Annotated in this window: 21 protein-coding genes and 3 rRNA genes; 20 read left to right on the plus strand and 4 right to left on the minus strand. The window is 41.7% G+C overall.

Features of this window, described 5'->3' with window-relative positions; all coding sequences use genetic code 11:
• Positions 1 to 44: 44 nt before the first annotated feature.
• Positions 45 to 1,064, minus strand: coding sequence for a toxin-antitoxin system YwqK family antitoxin (locus IEE83_RS28600; protein ID WP_194124162.1), 1,020 nt, complete (start codon positions 1,062 to 1,064; stop codon positions 45 to 47).
• Positions 1,065 to 1,160: 96 nt separating this feature from the next.
• On the opposite strand from IEE83_RS28600, the gene IEE83_RS28605 reads away from it, so the two are divergent.
• Positions 1,161 to 2,102, plus strand: coding sequence for a GDP-L-fucose synthase family protein (locus IEE83_RS28605; protein WP_194124163.1), 942 nt, complete (start codon positions 1,161 to 1,163; stop codon positions 2,100 to 2,102).
• Between the two features lie 185 nt (positions 2,103 to 2,287).
• Positions 2,288 to 2,761, plus strand: a complete 474-nt coding sequence (locus tag IEE83_RS28610) for an Lrp/AsnC family transcriptional regulator (protein WP_090340796.1) — start codon at positions 2,288 to 2,290, stop codon at positions 2,759 to 2,761.
• 104 nt (positions 2,762 to 2,865) lie between these two features.
• On the opposite strand, the gene IEE83_RS28615 is transcribed toward IEE83_RS28610, so the two are convergent.
• Both IEE83_RS28615 and IEE83_RS28620 read right to left on the minus strand, forming a co-directional pair.
• Complete coding sequence (locus IEE83_RS28615) at positions 2,866 to 4,362, minus strand: DUF4301 family protein (protein WP_194124164.1); 1,497 nt, start codon at positions 4,360 to 4,362, stop codon at positions 2,866 to 2,868.
• 123 nt (positions 4,363 to 4,485) lie between these two features.
• Positions 4,486 to 6,801 carry an ATP-dependent helicase gene (locus IEE83_RS28620; protein ID WP_194124165.1) on the minus strand — a complete coding sequence of 772 codons (2,316 nt, stop codon included), beginning with the start codon at positions 6,799 to 6,801 and terminating at the stop codon, positions 4,486 to 4,488.
• A gap of 292 nt (positions 6,802 to 7,093) precedes the next feature.
• On the opposite strand from IEE83_RS28620, the gene IEE83_RS28625 reads away from it, so the two are divergent.
• Entirely contained in the window at positions 7,094 to 7,447 is a 354-nt protein-coding gene (locus tag IEE83_RS28625; RefSeq protein WP_194124166.1) for a hypothetical protein, read from the plus strand.
• 56 nt (positions 7,448 to 7,503) lie between these two features.
• Here IEE83_RS28625 and IEE83_RS28630 read toward each other — a convergent pair whose 3' ends face one another.
• Complete coding sequence (locus tag IEE83_RS28630; protein WP_194124167.1) at positions 7,504 to 7,641, minus strand: hypothetical protein; 138 nt, start codon at positions 7,639 to 7,641, stop codon at positions 7,504 to 7,506.
• Between the two features lie 75 nt (positions 7,642 to 7,716).
• Here IEE83_RS28630 and IEE83_RS28635 point away from each other — a divergent pair.
• The 17 genes from IEE83_RS28635 (at position 7,717) to trpA (ending at position 23,188) form a co-directional block, all read left to right on the plus strand.
• Positions 7,717 to 9,225 (plus strand): 16S ribosomal RNA (locus IEE83_RS28635).
• A 142-nt stretch (positions 9,226 to 9,367) separates the two neighbouring features.
• Positions 9,368 to 12,189 (plus strand): 23S ribosomal RNA (locus IEE83_RS28640).
• Positions 12,190 to 12,462: 273 nt separating this feature from the next.
• A 5S ribosomal RNA gene (gene rrf / locus IEE83_RS28645) occupies positions 12,463 to 12,574 on the plus strand.
• The 16S, 23S and 5S rRNA genes sit together here, the layout of an rRNA operon.
• A gap of 540 nt (positions 12,575 to 13,114) precedes the next feature.
• The gene (locus IEE83_RS28650; RefSeq protein WP_194124168.1) at positions 13,115 to 14,536 is read left to right on the plus strand and encodes an anthranilate synthase component I family protein; all 1,422 of its coding nucleotides are present in this window, start codon (positions 13,115 to 13,117) and stop codon (positions 14,534 to 14,536) included.
• An 11-nt stretch (positions 14,537 to 14,547) separates the two neighbouring features.
• A complete protein-coding gene (locus tag IEE83_RS28655) occupies positions 14,548 to 14,937 on the plus strand; it encodes a tautomerase family protein (RefSeq protein ID WP_194124169.1) in 390 nt (129 codons plus the stop codon).
• A gap of 50 nt (positions 14,938 to 14,987) precedes the next feature.
• Positions 14,988 to 15,554: an anthranilate synthase component II gene (locus IEE83_RS28660; protein WP_194124170.1), complete on the plus strand. Its 567-nt coding sequence runs from the start codon at positions 14,988 to 14,990 to the stop codon at positions 15,552 to 15,554.
• 60 nt (positions 15,555 to 15,614) lie between these two features.
• Positions 15,615 to 16,604, plus strand: coding sequence for an anthranilate phosphoribosyltransferase (trpD, locus tag IEE83_RS28665; RefSeq protein WP_194124171.1), 990 nt, complete (start codon positions 15,615 to 15,617; stop codon positions 16,602 to 16,604).
• On the plus strand, positions 16,601 to 17,191 hold the full coding sequence (locus IEE83_RS28670) for a Uma2 family endonuclease (RefSeq protein ID WP_194124172.1): 591 nt from the start codon (positions 16,601 to 16,603) through the stop codon (positions 17,189 to 17,191). Before trpD ends, IEE83_RS28670 begins: the two co-directional genes overlap by 4 nt.
• Positions 17,191 to 18,009, plus strand: a complete 819-nt coding sequence (gene trpC / locus IEE83_RS28675) for an indole-3-glycerol phosphate synthase TrpC (RefSeq protein ID WP_194124843.1) — start codon at positions 17,191 to 17,193, stop codon at positions 18,007 to 18,009. Before IEE83_RS28670 ends, trpC begins: the two co-directional genes overlap by 1 nt.
• The gene (locus IEE83_RS28680; protein WP_194124173.1) at positions 18,006 to 18,656 is read left to right on the plus strand and encodes a phosphoribosylanthranilate isomerase; all 651 of its coding nucleotides are present in this window, start codon (positions 18,006 to 18,008) and stop codon (positions 18,654 to 18,656) included. Before trpC ends, IEE83_RS28680 begins: the two co-directional genes overlap by 4 nt.
• A 3-nt stretch (positions 18,657 to 18,659) precedes the next feature.
• Entirely contained in the window at positions 18,660 to 19,859 is a 1,200-nt protein-coding gene (gene trpB / locus IEE83_RS28685) for a tryptophan synthase subunit beta (protein ID WP_194124174.1), read from the plus strand.
• Between the two features lie 82 nt (positions 19,860 to 19,941).
• Positions 19,942 to 20,142: a hypothetical protein gene (locus IEE83_RS28690; RefSeq protein WP_194124175.1), complete on the plus strand. Its 201-nt coding sequence runs from the start codon at positions 19,942 to 19,944 to the stop codon at positions 20,140 to 20,142.
• Between the two features lie 58 nt (positions 20,143 to 20,200).
• Positions 20,201 to 20,830, plus strand: coding sequence for a DUF488 domain-containing protein (locus IEE83_RS28695; protein WP_194124176.1), 630 nt, complete (start codon positions 20,201 to 20,203; stop codon positions 20,828 to 20,830).
• Positions 20,827 to 21,267 carry a DUF488 domain-containing protein gene (locus tag IEE83_RS28700; protein WP_194124177.1) on the plus strand — a complete coding sequence of 147 codons (441 nt, stop codon included), beginning with the start codon at positions 20,827 to 20,829 and terminating at the stop codon, positions 21,265 to 21,267. Before IEE83_RS28695 ends, IEE83_RS28700 begins: the two co-directional genes overlap by 4 nt.
• 10 nt (positions 21,268 to 21,277) lie before the next feature.
• Positions 21,278 to 21,946, plus strand: a complete 669-nt coding sequence (locus IEE83_RS28705) for a dual OB domain-containing protein (RefSeq protein ID WP_194124178.1) — start codon at positions 21,278 to 21,280, stop codon at positions 21,944 to 21,946.
• 49 nt (positions 21,947 to 21,995) lie between these two features.
• Positions 21,996 to 22,388: a Dabb family protein gene (locus IEE83_RS28710; RefSeq protein ID WP_194124179.1), complete on the plus strand. Its 393-nt coding sequence runs from the start codon at positions 21,996 to 21,998 to the stop codon at positions 22,386 to 22,388.
• Positions 22,388 to 23,188, plus strand: a complete 801-nt coding sequence (gene trpA / locus IEE83_RS28715; protein WP_194124180.1) for a tryptophan synthase subunit alpha — start codon at positions 22,388 to 22,390, stop codon at positions 23,186 to 23,188. The genes IEE83_RS28710 and trpA overlap by 1 nt, the downstream gene beginning before the upstream one ends.
• Positions 23,189 to 23,354 lie beyond the last annotated feature (166 nt).

Below are 23,354 nucleotides of genomic sequence, written 5' to 3' on the forward strand. Positions count from 1 at the left end.
CACGAATAAAGCAGAAAGAGGGGAATTTCCCCTCATGATCCTTATTAATTTTCAGTTTCTTCCTCCGCCGAAGCACGCGGATCTTTGGTATAATCGTAAAGAAGTTTTCCTTTTTCGTCCCATTCTCTCAAAACAAAAGGATCAAATTCTTCATCCCAGCTTGATTTTGGATGCTGAATTTCTTTTTTCCGCTGACGGCGAAATTGATAATATTCAACCCAGCGACCTACTTTTTTGCCATGATCATATTTCCCACTGACTTTTAATTGGCCTTCGTCATAAAACAATGCATATTCTCCGCTGGTTTCTCCGAACATAACCGGAATTACTTCCTTGATTTTGGTATGCGTGGAATCGTAATAAGTTATACGTGATTCGGCAGGGAAACCTTTATTCCAGATTGCCTTATCAACAAGATTGAATTTCGAATCGTATTTTACCCAGCGGCCATCTTTTACACCCATGTAATAAAACCCTTCTTCAATCAGATTTTCACCATTGTATTTTTTATAAGAACCATGAAGTAACCGCGATTTCTCTTTATCCTTAATTAAAGCAGAGCTTAACTTTTTGGTTTTTGTATCATACCAGCGGGTTTCGGTTGCGCGTGCATAAATATCCAGTGGCTTATATTCTTTCAAAACATGAAATAATTCCAGATTTGCACGATCACCACTACCATATCTGATCGACATAACTTCCATAGGAATGCCTTTATACATAACCTTGGCAAGTCGCGCTTTTTCCTTTTTTAGTTTTCTGTCTGCTTTTTGGCTTTTATACTCTTTTACTTTCAATCCCAGATCCGGAATTGTTTCTCCAAAAAGTGTAGACAAAGTCGTGGATTTTCCATTTCCCCCGGGCAAGGAGGTACTCACCGCAGGATCCAGTCCGGATATAAATGATTTCAGATCTTTCGAGCCTTTTTTTGCATTTACAGAATCCGTATTAGCTGCTTTGGGAAGCCACGACGGAGGTGAATCTTCTTTTTTATCAGTCTGCGCCAATGCTCCTTTTACAAGGAAAACAGAGACAAAACACCAGACCAGAATAACTCTTTGCATGTGTATTGAATTTTTCTTCAGGGTAAGATTGTTACTTTTGTAACGAATTGGGTATTAAAGATATTGATTTTTCAACATACAAATTTACATAACACATTGGAAAAAAGCGCTAAAATTTATATTGCCGGACATCGTGGTATGGTTGGCTCTGCAATTCACCGCAGATTGCTTGCTGACGGCTTCAATAATTTTGTATTCCGTACTTCCTCAGAACTTGATTTACGTGATCAGGCTTCAGTAAAAGATTTCTTTGAAACCGAGCGCCCAGAATACGTTTTTCTGGCGGCAGCGAAAGTGGGAGGGATTATGGCAAACAACATTTATCGTGCCGAATTTTTGTTCGATAACCTGCAAATCCAGAATAATATTATTGACAGCGCTTACCGTGTTAATGTAAAAAAATTGCTTTTTCTTGGTTCTTCCTGTATCTATCCAAAACTTGCACCTCAGCCTTTGCATGAGGATTCTTTGCTTACCGGTACTCTGGAATCTACCAATGAGCCTTATGCCATCGCAAAAATTGCAGGAATTAAAATGTGCGAAGCGTATCGGAGTCAGTACGGTTGTGATTTTATTTCGGTTATGCCAACAAATCTTTATGGCCCGAATGACAATTACGATTTGAATAAATCGCACGTACTTCCTGCCATGATCCGCAAATTCCATGAAGCAAAAGAAGAAAATAAACCAGTGGTTGAACTGTGGGGAACCGGTTCACCTTTGCGTGAATTTTTGCATGCTGATGATTTGGCTGACGCTTGTTATTTCCTGATGGAAAATTACAGCGAACCAGGATTTTTAAATATTGGTGTCGGAACAGATGTAACCATCAAAGAACTTGCTGAACTAATCAAAGAAACGGTTGGCTATGAAGGTGAAGTTCATTGGAATAAAGATAAACCGGATGGAACGCCGCGCAAATTGATGGATGTCAGCAAACTACATGCATTAGGATGGAAGCATAAGACCGATTTGACGGAAGGAATAAAAATTACATATCAGGATTTTTTACAGAAAATAGAGGCTTATTCCGTTTAGGAAAATTAACATTAAAGGGCTGTTTAAAAATAACACCCAACAATTCAGCACTAAAAAGCCATTTTACCTATTAAAATTCTTTTTTTTGACAAATTTTCAGTATAAAATTACAATTATCTTCGGGAAACTAATTAGTTTTGCAGCGTCCTAAAAAATGGGGCTAACTATAAACCATGTTATAAGCAATGTCTGCTATCATTAAATTAGACCAGATAGACCGTAAAGTACTGGAGATCTTACAAACGAACGCCAAAATAACGAACGCACAACTTTCAAAAGAAATTGGGCTTTCTCCGGCTCCAACGTTGGAACGCGTTAAAAAACTTGAACAATCAGGAATCATCAAAAGCTATCATGCGCAGCTTGAACCTGAAAGAGTTGGCTTAGGCGTAAGTACTTTCGTACAAATTTCTCTGGTTGGCCATAGAAAAGCTGTTACTGAATCATTTGTTGAAAAAATACATGCAATACCAGAAGTGATCGAATGTCACCACATTACAGGTACAGGCGATTTCTTGTTAAGAGTTATTTCTAAGGATATCAGTACTTATCAAAAACTGATGTTGGAAAAAATCAATGAAATCGAAGAGGTAGCAAGTACTCAGACGATGGTAATTTTGTCTACTTTCAAAGAAAGTAAGGTTTTACCAATTCCTTGAAATAGTACCCCTGACAATCATGATACTTGGGAATTTATTCCAATAAAAAACGTCGAAACCGTAATGGCTTCGACGTTTTTGTTTTTATAAATGTTATTTTGACACTACTGGTGTTGTTCGCGTAGCAAATCATTTACGGTTTTTACCGGGTTAAAGGTAATCAGCGGAACTTCAACAAAAAGTGTATTCCAGTTTGCCATTGAGCCATTCCACAATCCTGGTAATTCCTGTGCTTTAAGCTCTTTTCCGTCCTTGGATTTGTAAGTAATAAATCCGGTTAACGGATCACGGAATTTTTTCAGATCATACAATTCACCATTTTTATTCTTAATCGCACAAACCAAATCCACCGGATTAAAATGCGTTGAATTCTTAAAAATGCTATTCTGCTGCTCATTATCAACATCAACCTGCGCAGATTCTACGATTTGTAATGAAGAAGATCCATCAGCGTTTTCTGCCCAGAAAGGACCGCCACCAGGTTCTCCCTGATTTTTCACCATACCGCAGGCACGCAAAGGACGATCCAGTTTAGCAGTAAAATATTCTGCTTTCTTTTCGTCTGACCAACTTTCATAAGTTGCCGGAGGGACTACGCATAATTCATTTCTGAAAAAAGTATCAAGTTCCGCAAGCAATGAAGCTTCAGCGCCATTTTCCAATTTCGCCAGATAGCCAAATATTCTTTTTTGAAAATCCAGAACAACGCCAGCCAACGCTTTTTTATAAGTAACGGTATCTCCCTTAATTCTATCAGGAACAACGTTATCAATGTTTTTGATAAAAATTATGTCTGCATCAAGCTGACTTAGGTTTTCCAGCAAAGCGCCGTGACCAGCCGGACGGAACAATAATCCGCCATCTTTTTCACGGAAAGGTGAATTATCCATGTTTACAGCAATGGTATCCGTAGAACTTTTTTGCTCAGAAAACGATACCATATAAGTCACGCCGAATTCACTTTGATAAGTTGGTAGCACTTCTACAACCAGTTTTTCAAATTTATCGCGGTGCTCAGGAGAAACTGTAAAATGGATTTGAACATTGCTTCCGGCGTTTGCATAATGTGCGCCTTCTACTAAATGTTCTTCCAAAGGAGTACGTGAGCTGCTTTCATAATTGTGGAATTTCAACAATCCTTTTGGCAATTCTCCATATCCTAATCCCTTGTTATTCAGAAAATAAGCAACAATTGTATTTTCATCCGCAGTCGTAATGTCAATTCCATCTGCTGCCAGACAAACTTTCAAATCTTCGTAAAAAGCAAATTCTGTTAATCTTGCAAAAAACTCATCGACAGATTTATCTCTCTTGTTTTCCTGTAAAAAACTGAATAGCGACTTGAACATACGCGTAGCGGCACCAGATGCCGGCACAAATTTCAATAAGGCAATTTCTCCGTCGGCAGAACTTTTATCAAATTCTTTTACAACTTTTTCTATTTGCTCGTCTGTCAAGCGAATAAGTCCGTCGCCAACTGTTGCAGCTTTTGAAAGGTGAAGAAATGGAAATCCATTTACGAAATAGTGCACTTGTTCTTCCACTGTCGTGGCATCGCTTCCGCGTTCCTGAATCTGTTGAAGGTCTTTCTCGATGAACATAATTTAATTGTTTAAAAAATCAATAAATAATGCATCGCCATAAGAGTATATTTTTAAAGTCCTGTGGCGGTGCTGGTATTAGGTAAAGTCTTCGTTGATCGTACTATAACTATGTAATACGATTTATTTCACTATTCTTAATTTGGCGAAACTTAGCAATAAAGTTTTGTCACCGACTTTATCAAATTTCACGGTCGCTTTGCGGTCTGTCCCATTGACGTCCATCTTAACAACCGTGCCAAAACCAAATTTGGAATGTTCCACTTTATCGCCTTCTACAAGATCGTGGGTATCACTTGGCACAAAATCGGATGAAGGAATATGGGATGAAGTGGCTGTTGTTGGTCTAGGTTCAGTTGGTCTTCTCGGACTGAGATTTTTGACAAAAGACATCGGAGATGAAGACGAACCTTCGCGACCGATTTCTCTTTGAAAAGATTGGGAAATATTAAGGTATTTTGCATCAACTTCTAACAAAAAACGACTCGGTTCGCACATTTTTAATCGTCCCCACTGGTAACGACTTTCGGCGTAAGAGAACGAAAGTTTTTGTTCTGCCCGGGTTATTGCTACATAAAACAAACGACGTTCTTCTTCCAGATCCTGGCGACTTTCCAACATCATCTGACTTGGGAAAAGATCTTCTTCCAGACCAACGATGAATACATTTCTGAATTCCAGACCTTTCGCCGAGTGAATTGTCATCATCGTAACCCGGTCATTATCTTCGTTCTCATCCGGTTCGTCAGCATTTGTCAAAAGCGATACGGATTGAAGAAAAGCACTTAATGTTTTGTCTTCATTCTCCTCATTATCAACAAATTCCTTAATTGCATTCAGCAATTCCTGAACGTTTTCATAACGGGAAAGTCCTTCAACGGTTTTATCTTCATACAATTCACGAAGAAGCCCGGACGTTTTTGCAATGTGTGCGGAAACTTCAAAAGCATCTTTTCCTGCATCAAGCATCAGCATAAAGCTTTTGATCAACGTTCCAAACTGGTCGATTTGTGTGATCGTCCGTCCCGTTGCATAATTCGCAATATTGCTGACAACTTCCCAAATCGGAACATTATTTTCAGCTGCTGTTACTGTAATTCTTGCAACCGTAGTATCACCAATCCCGCGTTTTGGAAGATTGATAATGCGTTTGAAAGCTTCTTCATCGCGTTGGTTGACCGTAAAACGCAGATAACCCAAAAGGTCTTTAATCTCTTTACGTTGGTAAAAAGATTGTCCGCCAATAATTCGGTATTTAATTCCAAGTTTCCGAAGCGCTTCTTCAAAGGAACGTGATTGGGCATTAGTACGATAAAGAATTGCAAAGTTTTCGTTTCTAAGCGATTTCTGCATTTTTTCTTCAAAAATGGCAGTCGCAACCAAACGTCCTTCTTCATTATCCGAACCCGCTTTGATCACATCAATCATCGAACCTTCCTCATTCACTGTGAAGGTTTCTTTTTTGAGTTGAGATTTATTTCGGGCAATTACTGAATTCGCAGCATTAACGATCGTGCTGGTTGAACGGTAATTTTGTTCAAGTTTGATTGTATGAACGTCCGGAAAATCCTTTTCAAAGTTCAGGATATTCTCAATATTGGCTCCACGGAAAGCATAAATACTTTGCGCGTCATCACCTACAACCACAATATTCCGGTTTACTGCCGATAATTTTCTTGTAATAAGATACTGTGATACGTTCGTATCCTGAAACTCATCCACCATCACATGCTGGAATTTGTGCTGATATTTGTACAAAACATCAGGAAAATCACGGAACAGAACATTGGTATTAAAAAGCAGATCATCAAAATCCATCGCATTTGCCTGAAAACAGCGTGTTACGTAGGTTTTGTAGATTCGCCCGATTTCCTTCATTTTGGCCGCTTCATCATCAGCCTGGATTACGGCATTGTTGATATAATCGTCCGCAGAAACCAGTCTGTTTTTTGCTCCTGAAATCCGGTTATAAACTACATTGGCTTTGTAAACTTTATCATCCAGATTGTATTCCTTTATAATACTGCGCAATAATGACTTGGAATCATCGGTATCATAAATTGAAAAATCGCTGGTATAACCCAGATATCTTGCCTCGATCCGCAGAATTTTTGCAAAAACAGAGTGAAAAGTACCCATCCAGATATTTCTCGCTTCGGTTCCGACAGCACCTTCAATACGTTTCCGCATTTCTCCGGATGCTTTATTGGTAAAAGTCAGGGATAAAATACGAAACGGATCTACACCATTTTCAATCAAATGGGCGATCCGGTAAGTAAGTACTCGTGTTTTTCCTGAACCGGCACCGGCAATAATCATTAAAGGACCATTACCATAAACCACGGCCTGGCGCTGTGGTTCGTTCAGTGTATCTAAATAATCTGGCTTGCTCAATCTATCTCCCTCCTTATGTATATTATTCGTATCAGTATTCTTCATTCGTATCGCACAAAACCCAAAGTTAGGAAAAACCGGCAAATGCGCTCTTTTCTATTATATATATGATCAAGAGTTTACAATCATTTAACCGGAAAATTAAAACATCAGGACAAATAGAACGTCCGACTTCCGTTATTGGTTTTGATAAAACAGAAACAAACCGGAGATTTGATTAATAGTCAGCAATTGCCGACTTTTTCTTTCCTATATATAGACATAAATTATTGTACCGGTTTTATGAGTCTTCGGACTGGATTTCAACCGCTGCATATTTAATAGACTAAGAACTTATATGAGCACATTAAATATAGAAGACCAGCCACTCGAAGCACAATGGGAACATTTGCTTCAGACTTTGGAAGAATTATTAGGCAAACGGCCTGCCGATTTGAATGGCGTATTATTTCTGATAGGCGTGCAGGAACTGGGGCAAGGCGCCAAAAGATTTACGAAAGAACAAAAACAGGATCTGATGCATATTGGAATATGTAAGGTGTTAAGCCTGTCTTCTTATTATCTGTTTGAAAAAAGGGATACAGATGGTTGGCCGCATTATATATTGAACAGAGCATTGCCACAGGGTGGTATTGACAAGCAGGAAGCGCTGTTGAAGATGCATGTAATTGAGTATTTCAAAAATATTTAAAAAAACTTTTAGAACTACACTTTTGACTTTTAGCGAGTTACCAAAAAAGGCGAAATTTATTTCGTCTTTTTTTCTTCCGGGGCTTGCATCTTAAAATTAAATGTAGGACTTTTGCACTCCCAATCGGGTAGTACGGCGCTGAAAACGATCAGCGCGACAAGTTCCGGAAGATGCGGAGCACAGTTCTTTGACATGATGAAGAGAGTAACAAGATAGTTCGTTTAAGAAGATAACGTGGGATCTTTCGGGGTTACCACAAACAAAAATTTACAATGGAGAGTTTGATCCTGGCTCAGGATGAACGCTAGCGGCAGGCTTAATACATGCAAGGCGAGGGGGCAGCAATGTCACCGTCGTACGGGTGCGTAACGCGTATGCAACCTACCTTCAACTGGGGGATAGCCCGGGGAAACCCGGATTAATACCGCATAATACAGGGGGCCCACATGGGTCTATTTGTTAAAGATTTATTGGTTGAAGATGGGCATGCGTTCGATTAGCTAGTTGGTACGGGTAACGGCCTACCAAGGCGACGATCGATAGGGGAGCTGAGAGGTTGATCCCCCACACGGGCACTGAGATACGGGCCCGACTCCTACGGGAGGCAGCAGTAGGGAATATTGGGCAATGGATGCAAGTCTGACCCAGCCATGCCGCGTGCCGGATGAAGGCCCTCAGGGTTGTAAACGGCTTTTATTCGGGAAGAAGAGCAGGGATGCGTCCCTGTGTGACGGTACCGAATGAATAAGCACCGGCTAACTCCGTGCCAGCAGCCGCGGTAATACGGAGGGTGCGAGCGTTGTCCGGATTTATTGGGTTTAAAGGGTGCGTAGGTGGCTTTTTAAGTCAGTGGTGAAATACAGCCGCTCAACGGTTGAGGTGCCATTGATACTGAAGAGCTTGAAACAAGTGGAGGCTGCCGGAATGGATGGTGTAGCGGTGAAATGCATAGATATCATCCAGAACACCGATTGCGAAGGCAGGTGGCTACGTTTGATTTGACACTGAGGCACGAAAGCATGGGGAGCAAACAGGATTAGATACCCTGGTAGTCCATGCCGTAAACGATGAGGACTCGCTGTTGGTCTGTCAAGGATCAGCGGCTTAGGGAAACCGTTAAGTCCTCCACCTGGGGAGTACGCCGGCAACGGTGAAACTCAAAGGAATTGACGGGGGTCCGCACAAGCGGTGGAGCATGTGGTTTAATTCGATGATACGCGAGGAACCTTACCTGGGCTAAATCACACAGGAATTATTCAGAAATGGGTAAGCCAGCAATGGCCTGTGTGAAGGTGCTGCATGGCTGTCGTCAGCTCGTGTCGTGAGATGTTGGGTTAAGTCCCGCAACGAGCGCAACCCCTATGGTTAGTTGCCAGCACGTAATGGTGGGGACTCTAATCAGACTGCCTGTGCAAACAGAGAGGAAGGAGGGGACGACGTCAAGTCATCATGGCCCTTACGTCCAGGGCAACACACGTGCTACAATGGGCGGTACAGAGGGTAGCTACACTGCGAGGTGATGCCAATCCCAAAAAGCCGTTCTCAGTTCGGATTGGAGTCTGCAACTCGACTCTATGAAGCTGGAATCGCTAGTAATCGCGTATCAGCTATGACGCGGTGAATACGTTCCCGGACCTTGTACACACCGCCCGTCAAGCCATGGGAGTCGGGGAGACCTGAAGCGGTAGGTTAAAGACACCGTTAGGGTAAAATCGGCGACTGGGGCTAAGTCGTAACAAGGTAGCCGTACCGGAAGGTGCGGCTGGAACACCTCCTTTCTGGAGACGGACTATTTACTCTCTTCCATCATCGAAGAGGGTGATACAAAAACGCGAGTTTAGTATTACCTACATTACGACTAATGAGTCGTAACGAGTTCATTGACATATTGAGAAGCAAAAGAGAATAAGAACTAAGAGCGCGCAAGCGAATTAAGGGCGCATGGAGGATACCTAGGCTCTCAGAGGCGATGAAGGACGTGATAAGCTGCGATAAGCTGCGGGGATCAGCACATATGATTTGATCCGCAGATTTCCGAATGGGGCAACCCAGTACCATGAAGTGGTATTACCCTGCGGGGGGCAAACGGGGGGAACTGAAACATCTAAGTACCCCCAGGAGAAGAAAATAATAATGATTGCGCAAGTAGTGGCGAGCGAACGCGCAGGAGCCCAAACCAGCCTGGTTACGGCCAGACTGGGGTTGTAGGACTCACCAAGTGTATAACAATTGAACTGGAATGGCATGGGAAGGCCAACCGCAGAGGGTGAGAGTCCTGTACAGGTAAGAGCGTTATATGAGTGAGTATCCTGAGTAGGTGGGGACCGGAGAAATCCCCTTCGAATCCGGCGGCACCATCCGCCAAGGCTAAATACTCCTGAGAGACCGATAGTGAACGAGTACCGTGAGGGAAAGGTGAAAAGTACCGCGAGCAGCGGGGTGAAATAGAACTTGAAACCATGCGCTTACAAGCGGACGGAGCCTTCGGGTGACGTCGTGCCTTTTGCATAATGAGCCTACGAGTTACGGTCACTGGCGAGGTTAATTCATTGAAATGAAGGAGCCGAAGCGAAAGCGAGTCTGAAATGGGCGATTAGTCAGTGGCTGTAGACGCGAAACTTGGTGATCTACCCTTGGTCAGGTTGAAGCGCTGGTAACACATCGTGGAGGACCGAACCGGTAAACGTTGAAAAGTTTTCGGATGAACTGAGGGTAGGGGTGAAAGGCCAATCAAACTGAGAAATAGCTCGTACTCCCCGAAATGTTTTTAGGAACAGCGTCGTGGTTGAGTCATGGTCAGGTAGAGCTACTGATAGGGCTAGGGGGAGTCAAATCCTACCAAACTCTGACAAACTCCGAATGGGCTATGATATACACGGCAGTGAGGGCTGGGGTGCTAAGGTCCCAGTCCGAGAGGGGAACAACCCAGAGCATCAGCTAAGGTCCCAAAATATATGCTAAGTTGAACTAAGGGGGTCCGACTGCAGAGACAGCCAGGATGTTAGCTTGGAAGCAGCTATACATTTAAAGAGTGCGTAACAGCTCACTGGTCGAGCGGGGCGGGCATCGATAATAAACGGGCATCAAGCATATTACCGAAGCTATGCGATAGTAATTTATTACGATCGGTAGGGGAGCATTCTCACAGGGGTGAAGGTTTGGCGTAAGCCGGGCTGGACTGGTGAGAAAAGCAAATGTAGGCATAAGTAACGATAATGCGGATGAGAAATCCGCACACCGAAAGACTAAGGATTCCTCCGCTATGCTAATCAACGGAGGGTTAGGCGGGGCCTAAGGTATAGCCGAGCGGCGATTACCGATGGACAGCAGGTTAATATTCCTGCCCCTGCGTTCAGTGTGAAAGAGTGACGGAGTATTGTGGTATGTACGTACTGACGGAATAGTGCGTTGAGCAGAGCCTACGGGCGAAGCGAACATACGAAAACGCTTCCAAGAAAAGCTTTTGAAACGCCAGCTGAATGCAGCCCGTACCGTAAACCGACACAGGTAGTCGAGAAGAATATTCTAAGGTGCTCGAGTGAATCACGGCTAAGGAACTCGGCAAATTAACCCTGTAACTTCGGGAGAAGGGGAGCCTCCTCGCAAGAGAGGCCGCAGAGAAATGGCCCAGGCGACTGTTTAGCAAAAACACAGGGCTCTGCCAAAACGCAAGTTGACGTATAGGGCCTGACACCTGCCCGGTGCTGGAAGGTTAAGAGGGGATGTCAGCCGCAAGGTAAAGCATTGAATCGAAGCCCCAGTAAACGGCGGCCGTAACTATAACGGTCCTAAGGTAGCGAAATTCCTTGTCGGGTAAGTTCCGACCTGCACGAATGGTGTAACGATCTGGGCACTGTCTCGGCCGTGAGCTCGGTGAAATTGTAGTAGCGGTGAAGATGCCGCTTACCCGCCACGGGACGGAAAGACCCCGTGCACCTTTACTATAGCTTTGCATTGTTTTCGGGTCAGGGATGTGTAGGATAGGTGGGAGGCTTTGAAGCGGTGTCGCCAGGCATCGTGGAGCCAACGTTGAAATACCACCCTTCGCTGGCCTGGGATCTAACTGCTCAATGAGCAGGACCGTGCATGGTGGGTAGTTTGACTGGGGTGGTCGCCTCCAAAAGTGTAACGGAGGCTTCCAAAGGTCTGCTCAACACGCTTGGTAACCGTGTGTGGAGTGCAATAGTACAAGCAGGCTTGACTGTGAGACCGACGGGTCGAGCAGGTGGGAAACCAGGGTATAGTGATCCGGTGGTTCTGTATGGAAGGGCCATCGCTCAAAGGATAAAAGGTACGCCGGGGATAACAGGCTGATCTCCCCCAAGAGCTCACATCGACGGGGAGGTTTGGCACCTCGATGTCGGCTCGTCACATCCTGGGGCTGGAGAAGGTCCCAAGGGTTCGGCTGTTCGCCGATTAAAGTGGCACGCGAGCTGGGTTCAGAACGTCGTGAGACAGTTCGGTCCCTATCTGTGGTGGGCGTAGGAAGATTGACGGGGGCTGCCCTTAGTACGAGAGGACCGGGGTGGACCCACCGCTGGTGAATCGGTTGTCCCGCCAGGGGCATGGCCGAGTAGCTATGTGGGGAATAGATAAGCGCTGAAAGCATCTAAGTGCGAAACTAGCCCGAAGATGAATCTTCCACACAAGGGTCGTTGTAGACTACGACGTTGATAGGCTGCAGGTGTACGTGTAGAAATACATTCAGCTGAGCAGTACTAATTACCCAACAGCTTGCTCATTTTCTTTCCCTTAAAAGACAGAAAAATCTTAAAACTCATTCTCTTTTGCTTCCAATATGACATGAAATTCAATGAATGAATTTTGAATAAGTGAATGAGAGAATATTCCGCAGCGGCGGACCGCTATCATTCCAACACTCTATCATTCAATCATTGTACACACTCAAAGAGCTTGTTGGTGGCTATTGGCCTGGACGGTGCGACGATTCGCCGAGACGCGAAGTCTTCACCTGTTTCCATCCCGAAGTCACAAATTAACCAACAGAAAATCTTGTTGGTGGCTATTGGCCCGGTGTTCACCTCTTCCCATCCCGAACAGAGAAGTTAAGCCCGGAACCGCCGATGATACTTGGGTCAAACCTGGTAAAGTAGGTAGCCGCCACAATACTATTATAATCAAAGCCTCGCAGAAATGTGAGGCTTTTTTTGTTGGTTACTATTGGCTCGGTCTGGGGCGACACTCGTTTCACCTCTTCCCAGGCTGCGCGCCCCGCTTGTCCGCGAGCCCGGCCAAAACCGCCGATGATACCGGGAGACGCTCTCTTGGGTCAACGTGACCCGGTCTGCGCGACCCGGTCAAATCTGGTAAAGTAGGGCGCACGCCTAGTGTAGCCGCCACAATACTATTACACAAAAAAAGACCATCTCGAAAGGCTGGTCTTTTTTTGTGTTGTAAAAAATTTTATTTTATATAACTATTGCAACACTCATCTCCTTTTTAATATCTTTGTATTGACTTAAATCTGTCGCAAATCAAATATGACAATTACTTCAAATATTATATGGTGGTGGCGCGCACGTCTTAACAAGATGGACGAGTAGCCCCTATTGTGTAGTATTATGTAAAAATATACTTTCCAAGCGGCCCGCTGTTCATCTGACAGCGGGCCGCTTTTTCTTGTTACAACCCTATTCAAAAACCAATATGACTTCCTTGACCAAAAGTTATTCTATCACAACCCGGCATAAGAAATTGTTGGCAGATACGCTGACACCTGTTTCTATTTACCTGAAACTTCGGGATCGTTTTGTTAATACAATCCTGCTTGAAAGTTCGGATTACCATGGTAATGAAAATTCGTTCACATACATCTGCTGTGATCCGGTTTCTTCATTTAAGTTAAACCAGGATATCGTAACTCAGAAATATCCCGACGGTACCTCTGAAACATTTACACTCGCCAAACGAAAAGACGCCGTACAAGCACTATATGGCTACGCGCAAAGCTTTATTTCCGAGAAAAGTGGTTTCCCTTTCATAAGCAACGGTCTTTTTGGTCATATGACTTATGATGCGGTAACCTATTTCGAAGACATTGATATACAACCAACCAGTCCGGAAACTGAAATTGACCAGATATTCTATCAGGTGTACCGATATGTAATTGCTATCAACCATTTCAAAAATGAATTATACATTTTTGAACATCAATATGGCGATACAAATCAGGAAAGCGGTTTGGAACAAATTGAAGTTTTAATCAAAAATAGAAATTTTCCTAAATACGATTTTCAAATTACATCCGAAGAAACTTCAAACGTTACGGATGATGAAATGAGAGGTGTAATTCAAAAAGGTATAGATCATTGTCTACGTGGAGATGTTTTTCAAATTGTACCTTCCCGTCGTTTCAGTCGTGATTTCCAGGGTGATGAATTTAATGTTTACCGTGCCTTACGCTCAATAAATCCATCTCCTTATCTATTTTATTTCGATTACGGCAGCTATAAAATCTTTGGCTCTTCTCCTGAAAAACAGATATTTATTAAAAACGGACAAGCTGAAATTCATCCGATCGCAGGTACTTTCCGCAGAACCGGTGATGACCAGGCCGATGCAGAAGCCGCACAGCAATTATTAAATGATCCAAAAGAAACTGCTGAGCACGTAATGCTGGTAGATCTGGCAAGAAACGATTTGAGCCGCAGCTGTGATGCCGTAAAAGTTACGAATTACAAAGAAGTTCAATACTATTCTCACGTCATCCACCTTGTTTCAAAGGTTGTAGGAAAGATGAATGAAGGTGTAAATCCATTACAATTGGTTGCAGATACTTTTCCGGCAGGAACACTTTCAGGAGCGCCAAAGCATAACGCAATGAAGCTGATTGATCAAATGGAAACGAGCAATCGCAGTATTTATGGCGGCGCCATCGGATTTATGGATTTCAACGGAGATTTTAATCACGCCATTGCCATTCGTACTTTCCTTAGTAAAGACAATACGCTCTTTTATCGTGCGGGAATGGGTGTTGTGGCTAAGTCAAACGTAGAAAGCGAGTTGCAGGAAATTAATAGCAAGCTGGCTGCGTTACGTAAAGCAATTGTCGTTGCCGAAGAAATTTAACAACATTCGTTATGGGACAGATCAAAATTTATGGCTTAAAGGAACATCTCGTTCCTATTCGGACCAAGGTTTCTGACATCCTGCATTCATGTGTTGTTGATGCCTTCCAATATCCCGAAAATAAACGCGCACAACGTTTCTTTTATATGGATCCAGAAGATTTTTTCTATCCGGAAGGCAGCAGTGATCAGTATACCATTATAGAAATTTCTCTGTTTGAAGGAAGATCAATAACGGCAAAGAAATATCTGTATCAACTCATATTTGAGCGTTTTGAAAAGGAATTCAAGATTTCTCCCAACGACGTTGAAATTACCTTAACGGAAACACCTCTTTATAACTGGGGTCTCCGGGGAAAACCGGCAGACGAACTTAAACTCGATTATAAAGTTTCCGTTTGATTTACTTTTAAGACCCAAAACTTTACATCTAATATTAATACCACTTTCAGATGAAAATACTTGTTTTAGATAATTACGATTCTTTCACTTACAATCTGGTTTATATTCTGCGCGAACTTCATGGTGAGGTAGATATATTCCGGAATGATAAGATCACATTGGAAGAAGTCGCAAATTATGACAAAATCTTACTTTCCCCAGGTCCGGGAATACCTTCGGAAGCTGGTATTATGCAGGATTTAATCCGTGAATACGGTCCTACCAAAAGCATTCTCGGAATTTGCCTCGGCCACCAGGCTATTGGTGAAGTATATGGCGCTACACTCGAAAATATGACGGATGTTTTACATGGAATAAGTGATAAAGCCATTGTTACAGATCCTGACGAACGTATTTTTCTTGGTCTGCCCACAGAAATCCAGGTGGGAAGATACCATTCCTGGACTGTGATGCCTGAAACTTTTACGGATGATTTAGCGATTACCGCATTAGATGAAAAGGGAAGGGTTATGGCGCTTTCTCACAAAACCTACGATGTAAAAGGTGTTCAGTTTCATCCGGAATCTGTTCTTACGGATCACGGAAAAGCTATGCTTCAAAATTGGTTAAACATCTAATTCATCGTTTTTAATTATTTAAAGAATACAAAGGCAGGGCGCCGCGAAGCGTTTGAAATCATGAAAAATATTCTTGGGCAGTTATTTGAATACAAAGTTTTAAGTAAAGATCAGGCTAAGGAAGTATTGATTGGCATCAGTACCGGAAAGTATACCAATTCAGAAATAGCTTCTTTTCTTACCATTTACGCCATGCGCAGTATCACAGTGGAAGAGTTGGAAGGTTTCCGTGATGCGATGCTGGAATTATGTTTACCGGTTGATCTTTCCTCTTTTGATCCTATTGATGTTTGCGGAACAGGCGGCGACGGAAAAGATACGTTCAATATTTCTACACTTTCCTGTTTTGTTATAGCAGGAGCAGGCCAGAATGTTGCCAAACATGGTAATCACGGCGTTTCTTCTCTTTGCGGTTCTTCCACAATTCTTGAATTTCTGGGAGCGAAGTTTACCAATGATAAATCCATTCTTGAACGCCAGATCAGTGAATCAGGCGTTTGTTTTCTTCACGCGCCTTTGTTTCACCCGGCCATGAAAAATGTGGCACCGGTTCGTAAAGAATTAGGTATAAAAACATTCTTCAATATGCTTGGCCCGATGGTAAATCCTGCCTCACCAGGAAAGCAGCTTGTTGGTGTTTTTAGTCTTGAATTAGCACGACTTTTTGCTTATCTTTACCAACAGACTGATAAACAGTTTCTGGTTGTTCACGCCTTAGACGGTTACGACGAAGTGTCATTAACAGGTGCATTCAAAATCATAACAGCTCATACAGAGCAAGTTCTGACTCCTTCCCACTTAGGATTGGATACATTGCGCGCCTCCGAACTTTCCGGAGGAGAAACCGTTGAAGCCTCAGCAAAAATTTTCATGAATGTGTTGAATAATGAAGCTACCTCAGCCCAAAAACAGGCTGTATTGGCTAATTCTGCACTTGCTTTACATTGCGCCAATCCAAAATTATCATTACTTGACGCAGTGGCAACGGCACGTGAATCGCTTGAAAGTAAAAAAGCGTTGAACAGTTTTAAAAAGTTGGTAGCGATATGATAACAAGCCTGGATCAACTCGATTTAAACGAAACTTACAGCTATGCCGATTATTTAAAATGGCAGTTTGAAGAGCGTGTGGAGTTGATCAAAGGAAAAATATTTAAAATGTCGCCGGCACCGGCCAGAAGGCATCAAAAAATTTCCGGACGTTTCCATGCTAAACTGTTTAACTTTTTAGATAATAAAACTTGTCAGGTTTATCATGCACCATTTGATGTTCGTCTTACGCCAAGAAAAAGTGATAACACAAATAAAATCTATACCGTAGTTCAGCCTGATATTTGTGTCATTTGTGATTCTGCCAAGCTGGATGATAAAGGCTGCATTGGTGCACCTGACTGGATTATTGAAATTCTATCCCCTGGAAATTCTCAGGTGGAAATGAAAAACAAATTTGAAGTTTACCAGGAAAATGGAGTGAAGGAATACTGGATCGCCGAGCCGACTACTGAAACCATTTTTGTATATATATTAAACGAGGAAGGAAAATATATTGGATTGCACCCGTTCACGACGGCAGATGTTATCACAAGTCATGTTTTTCCTGATTTTGAATTAAGTGTTGCCGATATTTTTAAAGAATGATGAATATATTAGAAAAAATTGTTGCGCGTAAACTGGTTGAAGTAGAAGCGTCAAAAAAAATTAAAAGCATTTCTGATCTGGAAAAAGAGGTATTGTTTTCCCGTACTTCTGTTTCGCTTTCTGATGCTTTAAAAATTGCTGCAACACCCAAAATAATTTCAGAATTCAAGCGTAAATCACCATCCAAAGGAATTATCAATGGTGATGTTTTACCCGAAGTAGTAACAGCAGATTACGTTGCTGCCGGCGCCGCGGCTTTATCTGTTTTGACTGATATTGATTTTTTTGGCGGTTCGTTTGATGATTTTTTAAGAGCACGTAAAGCAAATCCAAATATCCCGATGCTTCGTAAAGATTTCATCGTGGACGAATACCAGCTTTTTGAAGCAAAATCAATTGGGGCAGATATAATTCTTTTAATTGCTGCCTGTCTGGAACCATCAGAGGTTGAGTCGCTTAGTAAAAAGGCACACGATCTTGGACTGGAAGTTCTTTTGGAAGTACACAATTCAGAAGAATTGGCACAAAGTTTGTGTGACCATATTGACATCGTCGGCGTCAATAACCGGAATCTTAAAACTTTTGAAACATCTATCGAAACATCAATTGAATTAAGCGAACAAATTCCCGGTTCTTTTGTCAAGATATCAGAGAGCGGGCTGAGTGATGCAGAAACTATTTTACATTTATATAATCATGGATACAAAGGTTTTTTAATCGGAGAAACATTCATGAAAACAGCAAATCCGGGAGCCGCACTGGCGGATCTGCAAAATAATTTATCCCAAATTAGTAACAGAAACCCTCACGTTGTATGAAAGTAAAAGTTTGCGGAATGCGCCAGCAAGGTAATATCGAAGAATTGGTTGAATTACAGCCTAATTTCATTGGCTTTATTTTTTCCGAGAAATCGCCACGTTTTGTAGGTAATGACCTTGACCCGAACTATGTAAAAAGTATACCCAATAATATTAAAAAAGTGGGTGTATTTGTCAATGCAAGTCCGGGTTATATTCTTGACACAGTAAAGAAATACGATTTACAATACGCCCAGCTGCACGGAAATGAGTTGCCGGATATGTGTCGCAGCATTCGCCAAAAAGGGGTGAATATTATTAAAGCATTTTCAATTCATGACCAGTTTAATTTCGCCATGTTAAACAATTACAAATCATTTTGTGATATGTTTTTGTTTGATACAAAAGGAGATGCTCCCGGCGGAAATGGAAAAACTTTTGACTGGAGCCTGCTTAGAAAATACGATAATGAAAAGCCATTCTTTTTGAGCGGCGGAATCGGGCTTGAAAATATAGATGAAGTAATCGCTTTGTCAAAATCAATGCCGATTTACGGGATTGATGTAAACAGCATGGTTGAAACAGAACCTGGTGTTAAGGATATTTCAAAATTGAAAGAACTTTTTGATAAAGTCAGAGTAAAAAAAGGAGAGGAGGCGCAAGCATAGATTATGGAAGCAGTAGTAGAAAAGAAATCTTACCAGGCGAATAGCCAGGGATATTACGGGACTTTTGGAGGTGCATTTATTCCTGAAATGCTTTATCCAAACGTGGAAGAATTGCGCAATAATTATTTACAGATTATTGCAGAACCATCTTTCCAGGAAGAGTATAATGATTTGTTAAAAAACTACGTTGGCAGGCCCACACCGTTGTACCGCGCCAATCGTCTTTCTGAAAAATATCAGACAAATATATTTTTGAAGAGAGAAGATCTGTGCCATACAGGTGCTCACAAAGTCAATAATACCATTGGACAGATACTTCTGGCAAAGCGGCTGGGAAAACAGCGTGTAGTGGCAGAAACCGGTGCAGGACAGCACGGTGTAGCTACTGCCACGGTTTGTGCTCTGATGGATATTGAATGCATTGTGTACATGGGCGAACTTGATATCGAACGTCAGGCTCCAAATGTTGCCCGTATGAAAATGCTTGGAGCGGAAGTAAGAGCTGCAACCTGCGGATCGAAAACTTTAAAAGACGCAACAAATGAAGCAATGCGCCACTGGATCAATAATCCGGTTGATACGCATTATATCATCGGTTCGGTTGTAGGTCCTCATCCTTATCCGGATATGGTGGCCCGTTTTCAGTCTATTATTTCTCAGGAAATGAAATGGCAGTTGAAAGAACAAACCGGAAAACAAAATCCTGATTATGTAATAGCCTGCGTAGGTGGAGGAAGTAATGCTGCCGGTGCTTTTTACAATTATCTGGATGATCTTGATGTTAAACTTGTTGCGGTTGAAGCGGCGGGACAAGGTCTTACAAGCGGTCATTCTGCGGCAACAACGGCTTTGGGAACTCCTGGTGTTTTGCACGGCAGCCGTACCATTTTAATGCAGACAACCGATGGTCAGGTGGTAGAACCTTATTCCATTTCAGCCGGTTTGGATTATCCAGGAATCGGTCCTCAGCATGCTTATCTTTATGATAGCGGCAGAGGTACTTTTTTATCTGCAACGGATGAAGAAGCAGTAAAGGCTGCCTTTGAACTAACCCGTATGGAAGGTATTATCCCTGCGCTTGAATCATCCCATGCATTGGCCGTTTTAGGCCGTTTAGGTGCCGGATTGAATGAAACTGTTGTAGTGAATCTTTCGGGAAGAGGTGATAAGGATATGTCAACTTATATGAAATATATTGATTGAAAAGCTGATGGCTATTAGCTTTTAGCCATCAGTTTCTGTTATATGGTACGATCTGTTTTTATAAAATTTAAACATTATCAAAATGGCTACATTAGCATTACCAGAAGTTTTTGAAATGCGCCTGAAAGTTCAAGAGCTGGAAAGAAAAGTAAATTCGGGAGAACTGTCTTTATTTGAAAGATGTGAAATCGAAGATGAAATCCTGGAATTAAAGGAACAATTAGGAGAATTTGACCGTCTGAAATTCAGTGACGAAGGGGAATGCCTTAACTGCTCAGCATAGAAATTAGTTATACTCAACGCAATCATGATAGTATTTTAATCATTACCATCGATTGTAAATGAACACACGCACGCTATTTACGGTTGGTCATTCCAGCCACCCACCAGATTATTTCCTTGAACTGCTAAAAGAATATAAAATCACTTGCCTCATCGACGTCAGAAGCGTTGCGGCAAGTGCTTATAGTCCTCAGTTCAATAAGGAACCTCTCGCCGCTTTTTTGAATAAAAACGGCATACAATATCTTCATTTTTCAAAAGAATTCGGGGCGAGGCATACAGAGCCGGAATTGCTCGATGAGAACGGCAAAGTCGATTTTGAAAAGGTCAGAAATTCAAATTCTTTTAAAAAAGGTGTCCAACGACTTATTCAGGGTTATGATAAAGGATATGTCATTTCCTTGATGTGCTCAGAAGCAGAACCACTGGATTGCCACAGATTTTCGATGGTGTCCGTAGCTTTATCAGATTCAGGCTTTGAAATAAATCATATTCTGAAAGATAAATCCCTCGCTACGAACGCCCAGTTGGAAAATGCTCTTGTCAAAAAGTTTTATAAAAAACTACCCGTTCCTACTGTTTTTGAACCCGATATAACAATCGTGGATCAGATCAAGGCCGCTTACCGTTTAAAAAATCAGGAGATTGCATTTTCTCCATACACACACAATACAGAAGAAAATTTATGATTCATCTATACACCATTGGTTTTACCAAAAAACCAGCGGAAACATTCTTCACACTGTTGAAGGATTCTGGCGTAAAGCGACTTATCGATACCAGAATTAACAATGTTTCACAACTATCAGGTTTCGCAAAAGGAACCGATCTTAAATATTTTGCCGGAGAAATTGGCAACATGTCCTACGAGCATAACATTGATTTTGCCCCGACAAAAGAGATTTTATCGCTTTACAGAACTAAAAAACTTACCTGGCCGGAATACGAAACGGAATACCTCAATTTACTCGACACAAGGAAAATTGCTCAAAAAATAAATATTGAAAAACTTCACGAAACTTGTCTGTTGTGCAGCGAACACAAACCTGAGAAATGTCATCGTAGGTTACTCGCTGAATATTTACAGCAGGTAAGAAATAATATCCGGATAACCCATTTGATCTGAACAAGGTTAAATGACAATTCGTTTTGTCTGTTTAGCCAATTCCATCAAGGAAGGGGGAAGGTGCCTGGCAGGCATCCAGCTAAACAATAACAATGAGCCTATCATTGAAATAAATGGCCCGAAATGGATACGACCGATTTGTAAAACCCAACATGGAAAAGTGTATACACACTGGGTTTCGCATATAACATTGCTGGATATTGTAGAAATAGAATTGACCGGATTTCCTCCAAAACCATCCTATCAGTCGGAAAATATTTTTTTTAAAGATGAGTATCTAAAAGTAGTGGGAAGATTTGATAAAGATATACTGGATACACTATGTGACAACCGATATTATTTATTTGGCAACTGGGGAACGTCGCTTTCCGTAGATGAAGCAGCCCTTCTTGACCACTCCTTGGTTTTGATCAATGTTAGTAAATTTGAAGTAATTGAAAAGAATGATATTGAAAATCCTGATAAAAAAAAGATCCGTTTACAATTTACGCATAACGAAACGCAGTATGATTTTCCGGTAACCGATCCTGTATTTTTACAGTTGTACAGGAACAATCCCAAGATTTTAAAGATCGTTAAAAGTTTATATTTATGTGTTTCGATAGGTATAAATTTCAACGGTCGGCATTATAAGCTTGTTGCCGGAATAATTCCTGCTTCGTTAAATTCAAATTATTAATTTTACATTGCTTAACTTTTTATATCACCTAATATCAAACCTGTTCATAATGAAATACATCTCTCTTTTCCTTGTTGGTTTTCTGCTTTTTGGAACCATCGCTTATGCTAATTCTGATAAAAAAACAGCTCCAAAAAAAATGCTTCGTCACGCCGTATTATTTAAATTTAAGGATTCTGCCACACCGGCACAAGTAAAAGAAGTTGAAGATGCATTCCGCAAACTTCCTTCAAAAGTTAAGGAAGTAAAAGGTTTTGAGTGGGGAACAAATAATAGCCCCGAAGGACTTAACCAAGGTTTTACACATATGTTCTTTGTTTCCTTTGACAGCGAAGAAGGACGTGCAGCTTACCTTCCTCATCCTGAACACAAGGCTTTTGTAAAAGTTTTAGAACCGCATTTGGATAAAGTTTTAGTAATTGATTACTGGACACAAGAATAATGAATAGAATAACAAATCTTTTTAAAACAAAACCTGATGCAGGACTTTTGAATGTCTATTTCACTGCCGGATTTCCTGCTTTGAATGATACTACAAAGGTTTTAAAAGCGCTGGAAGAAGGCGGTGCCGATTTGGTTGAAATCGGAATGCCCTATTCTGATCCTGTTGCGGATGGTGAGACCATTCAAAAAAGTAATGATCAGGCGCTCGAAAACGGAATGACTGTTAAGGTACTTTTTGAGCAGCTTGAAGGAATTCGCTCAACCGTTTCGCTTCCGATTTTATTGATGGGTTATATCAATCCTGTATTACAATTTGGGATTGAAAACTTCTGTAAGAAATGTGCCGAAGTTGGTGTTGACGGACTTATTTTGCCGGATATGCCGATGGACGTGTATTTAAACGAATATAAATCAACCTTTGACGCTTACGGAATTTTGAATATTTTTCTGGTAACACCTCAGACATCGGAAGCGCGCATTCTCCAGATTGATACCGCCAGTGACGGATTTATTTACACTGTTTCATCGGCGAGCGTAACCGGCTCAAAAAGTGGTGTGAGTACAGACATGGAATCTTATTTCAACCGGATCAATGCGATGAATTTGCGTAATCCCCGTCTGATTGGTTTCGGGATTAAAGATAATGCAACCTATCTGAAAGCTTGTGATTATGCGAATGGTGCCATTATTGGAAGTGCATTTATCAGAGTTTTACAGGAAACCAAAGATCTTGAAAATGACGTTCGCAATTTCGTGAGGGATGTTAAAAATCCTGAACCTGTTGCGCTAGACGCCTGACAAATTTGCAATATTCAGGTCATAGAAAATGCTAATAATCGGCTTCTCGCTGATTGTTAGCATTTTTCAATTTAAAATCTCCTAAAAAAAGTCGCTGTTTCAGGCCTTGTCAAATCAATATCAGACAATCGGCTTCTTGAAAAACTCCATTAAAATATATATATTA

Origin of the sequence: Dyadobacter subterraneus, assembly GCF_015221875.1 — a bacterium.
GTDB classification, from domain to species: Bacteria; Bacteroidota; Bacteroidia; order Cytophagales; family Spirosomataceae; genus Dyadobacter; species Dyadobacter subterraneus.

Coding starts and splice junctions, on each gene's coding strand:
- trpC (WP_194124843.1), top strand. CDS start 17,191: ATGAATATATTAGAAAAAATTGTTGCGCGTAAACTGGTTGAAGTAGAA.
- IEE83_RS28695 (WP_194124176.1), top strand. CDS start 20,201: ATGAACACACGCACGCTATTTACGGTTGGTCATTCCAGCCACCCACCA.
- IEE83_RS28600 (WP_194124162.1), bottom strand. CDS start 1,064: ATGCAAAGAGTTATTCTGGTCTGGTGTTTTGTCTCTGTTTTCCTTGTA.
- trpB (WP_194124174.1), top strand. CDS start 18,660: ATGGAAGCAGTAGTAGAAAAGAAATCTTACCAGGCGAATAGCCAGGGA.
- IEE83_RS28670 (WP_194124172.1), top strand. CDS start 16,601: ATGATAACAAGCCTGGATCAACTCGATTTAAACGAAACTTACAGCTAT.
- IEE83_RS28660 (WP_194124170.1), top strand. CDS start 14,988: ATGAAAATACTTGTTTTAGATAATTACGATTCTTTCACTTACAATCTG.
- IEE83_RS28700 (WP_194124177.1), top strand. CDS start 20,827: ATGATTCATCTATACACCATTGGTTTTACCAAAAAACCAGCGGAAACA.
- IEE83_RS28650 (WP_194124168.1), top strand. CDS start 13,115: ATGACTTCCTTGACCAAAAGTTATTCTATCACAACCCGGCATAAGAAA.
- IEE83_RS28655 (WP_194124169.1), top strand. CDS start 14,548: ATGGGACAGATCAAAATTTATGGCTTAAAGGAACATCTCGTTCCTATT.
- IEE83_RS28615 (WP_194124164.1), bottom strand. CDS start 4,362: ATGTTCATCGAGAAAGACCTTCAACAGATTCAGGAACGCGGAAGCGAT.
- IEE83_RS28625 (WP_194124166.1), top strand. CDS start 7,094: ATGAGCACATTAAATATAGAAGACCAGCCACTCGAAGCACAATGGGAA.
- IEE83_RS28680 (WP_194124173.1), top strand. CDS start 18,006: ATGAAAGTAAAAGTTTGCGGAATGCGCCAGCAAGGTAATATCGAAGAA.
- IEE83_RS28690 (WP_194124175.1), top strand. CDS start 19,942: ATGGCTACATTAGCATTACCAGAAGTTTTTGAAATGCGCCTGAAAGTT.
- IEE83_RS28620 (WP_194124165.1), bottom strand. CDS start 6,801: ATGAAGAATACTGATACGAATAATATACATAAGGAGGGAGATAGATTG.
- trpA (WP_194124180.1), top strand. CDS start 22,388: ATGAATAGAATAACAAATCTTTTTAAAACAAAACCTGATGCAGGACTT.
- IEE83_RS28610 (WP_090340796.1), top strand. CDS start 2,288: ATGTCTGCTATCATTAAATTAGACCAGATAGACCGTAAAGTACTGGAG.
- IEE83_RS28705 (WP_194124178.1), top strand. CDS start 21,278: ATGACAATTCGTTTTGTCTGTTTAGCCAATTCCATCAAGGAAGGGGGA.
- IEE83_RS28710 (WP_194124179.1), top strand. CDS start 21,996: ATGAAATACATCTCTCTTTTCCTTGTTGGTTTTCTGCTTTTTGGAACC.
- IEE83_RS28630 (WP_194124167.1), bottom strand. CDS start 7,641: ATGTCAAAGAACTGTGCTCCGCATCTTCCGGAACTTGTCGCGCTGATC.
- trpD (WP_194124171.1), top strand. CDS start 15,615: ATGAAAAATATTCTTGGGCAGTTATTTGAATACAAAGTTTTAAGTAAA.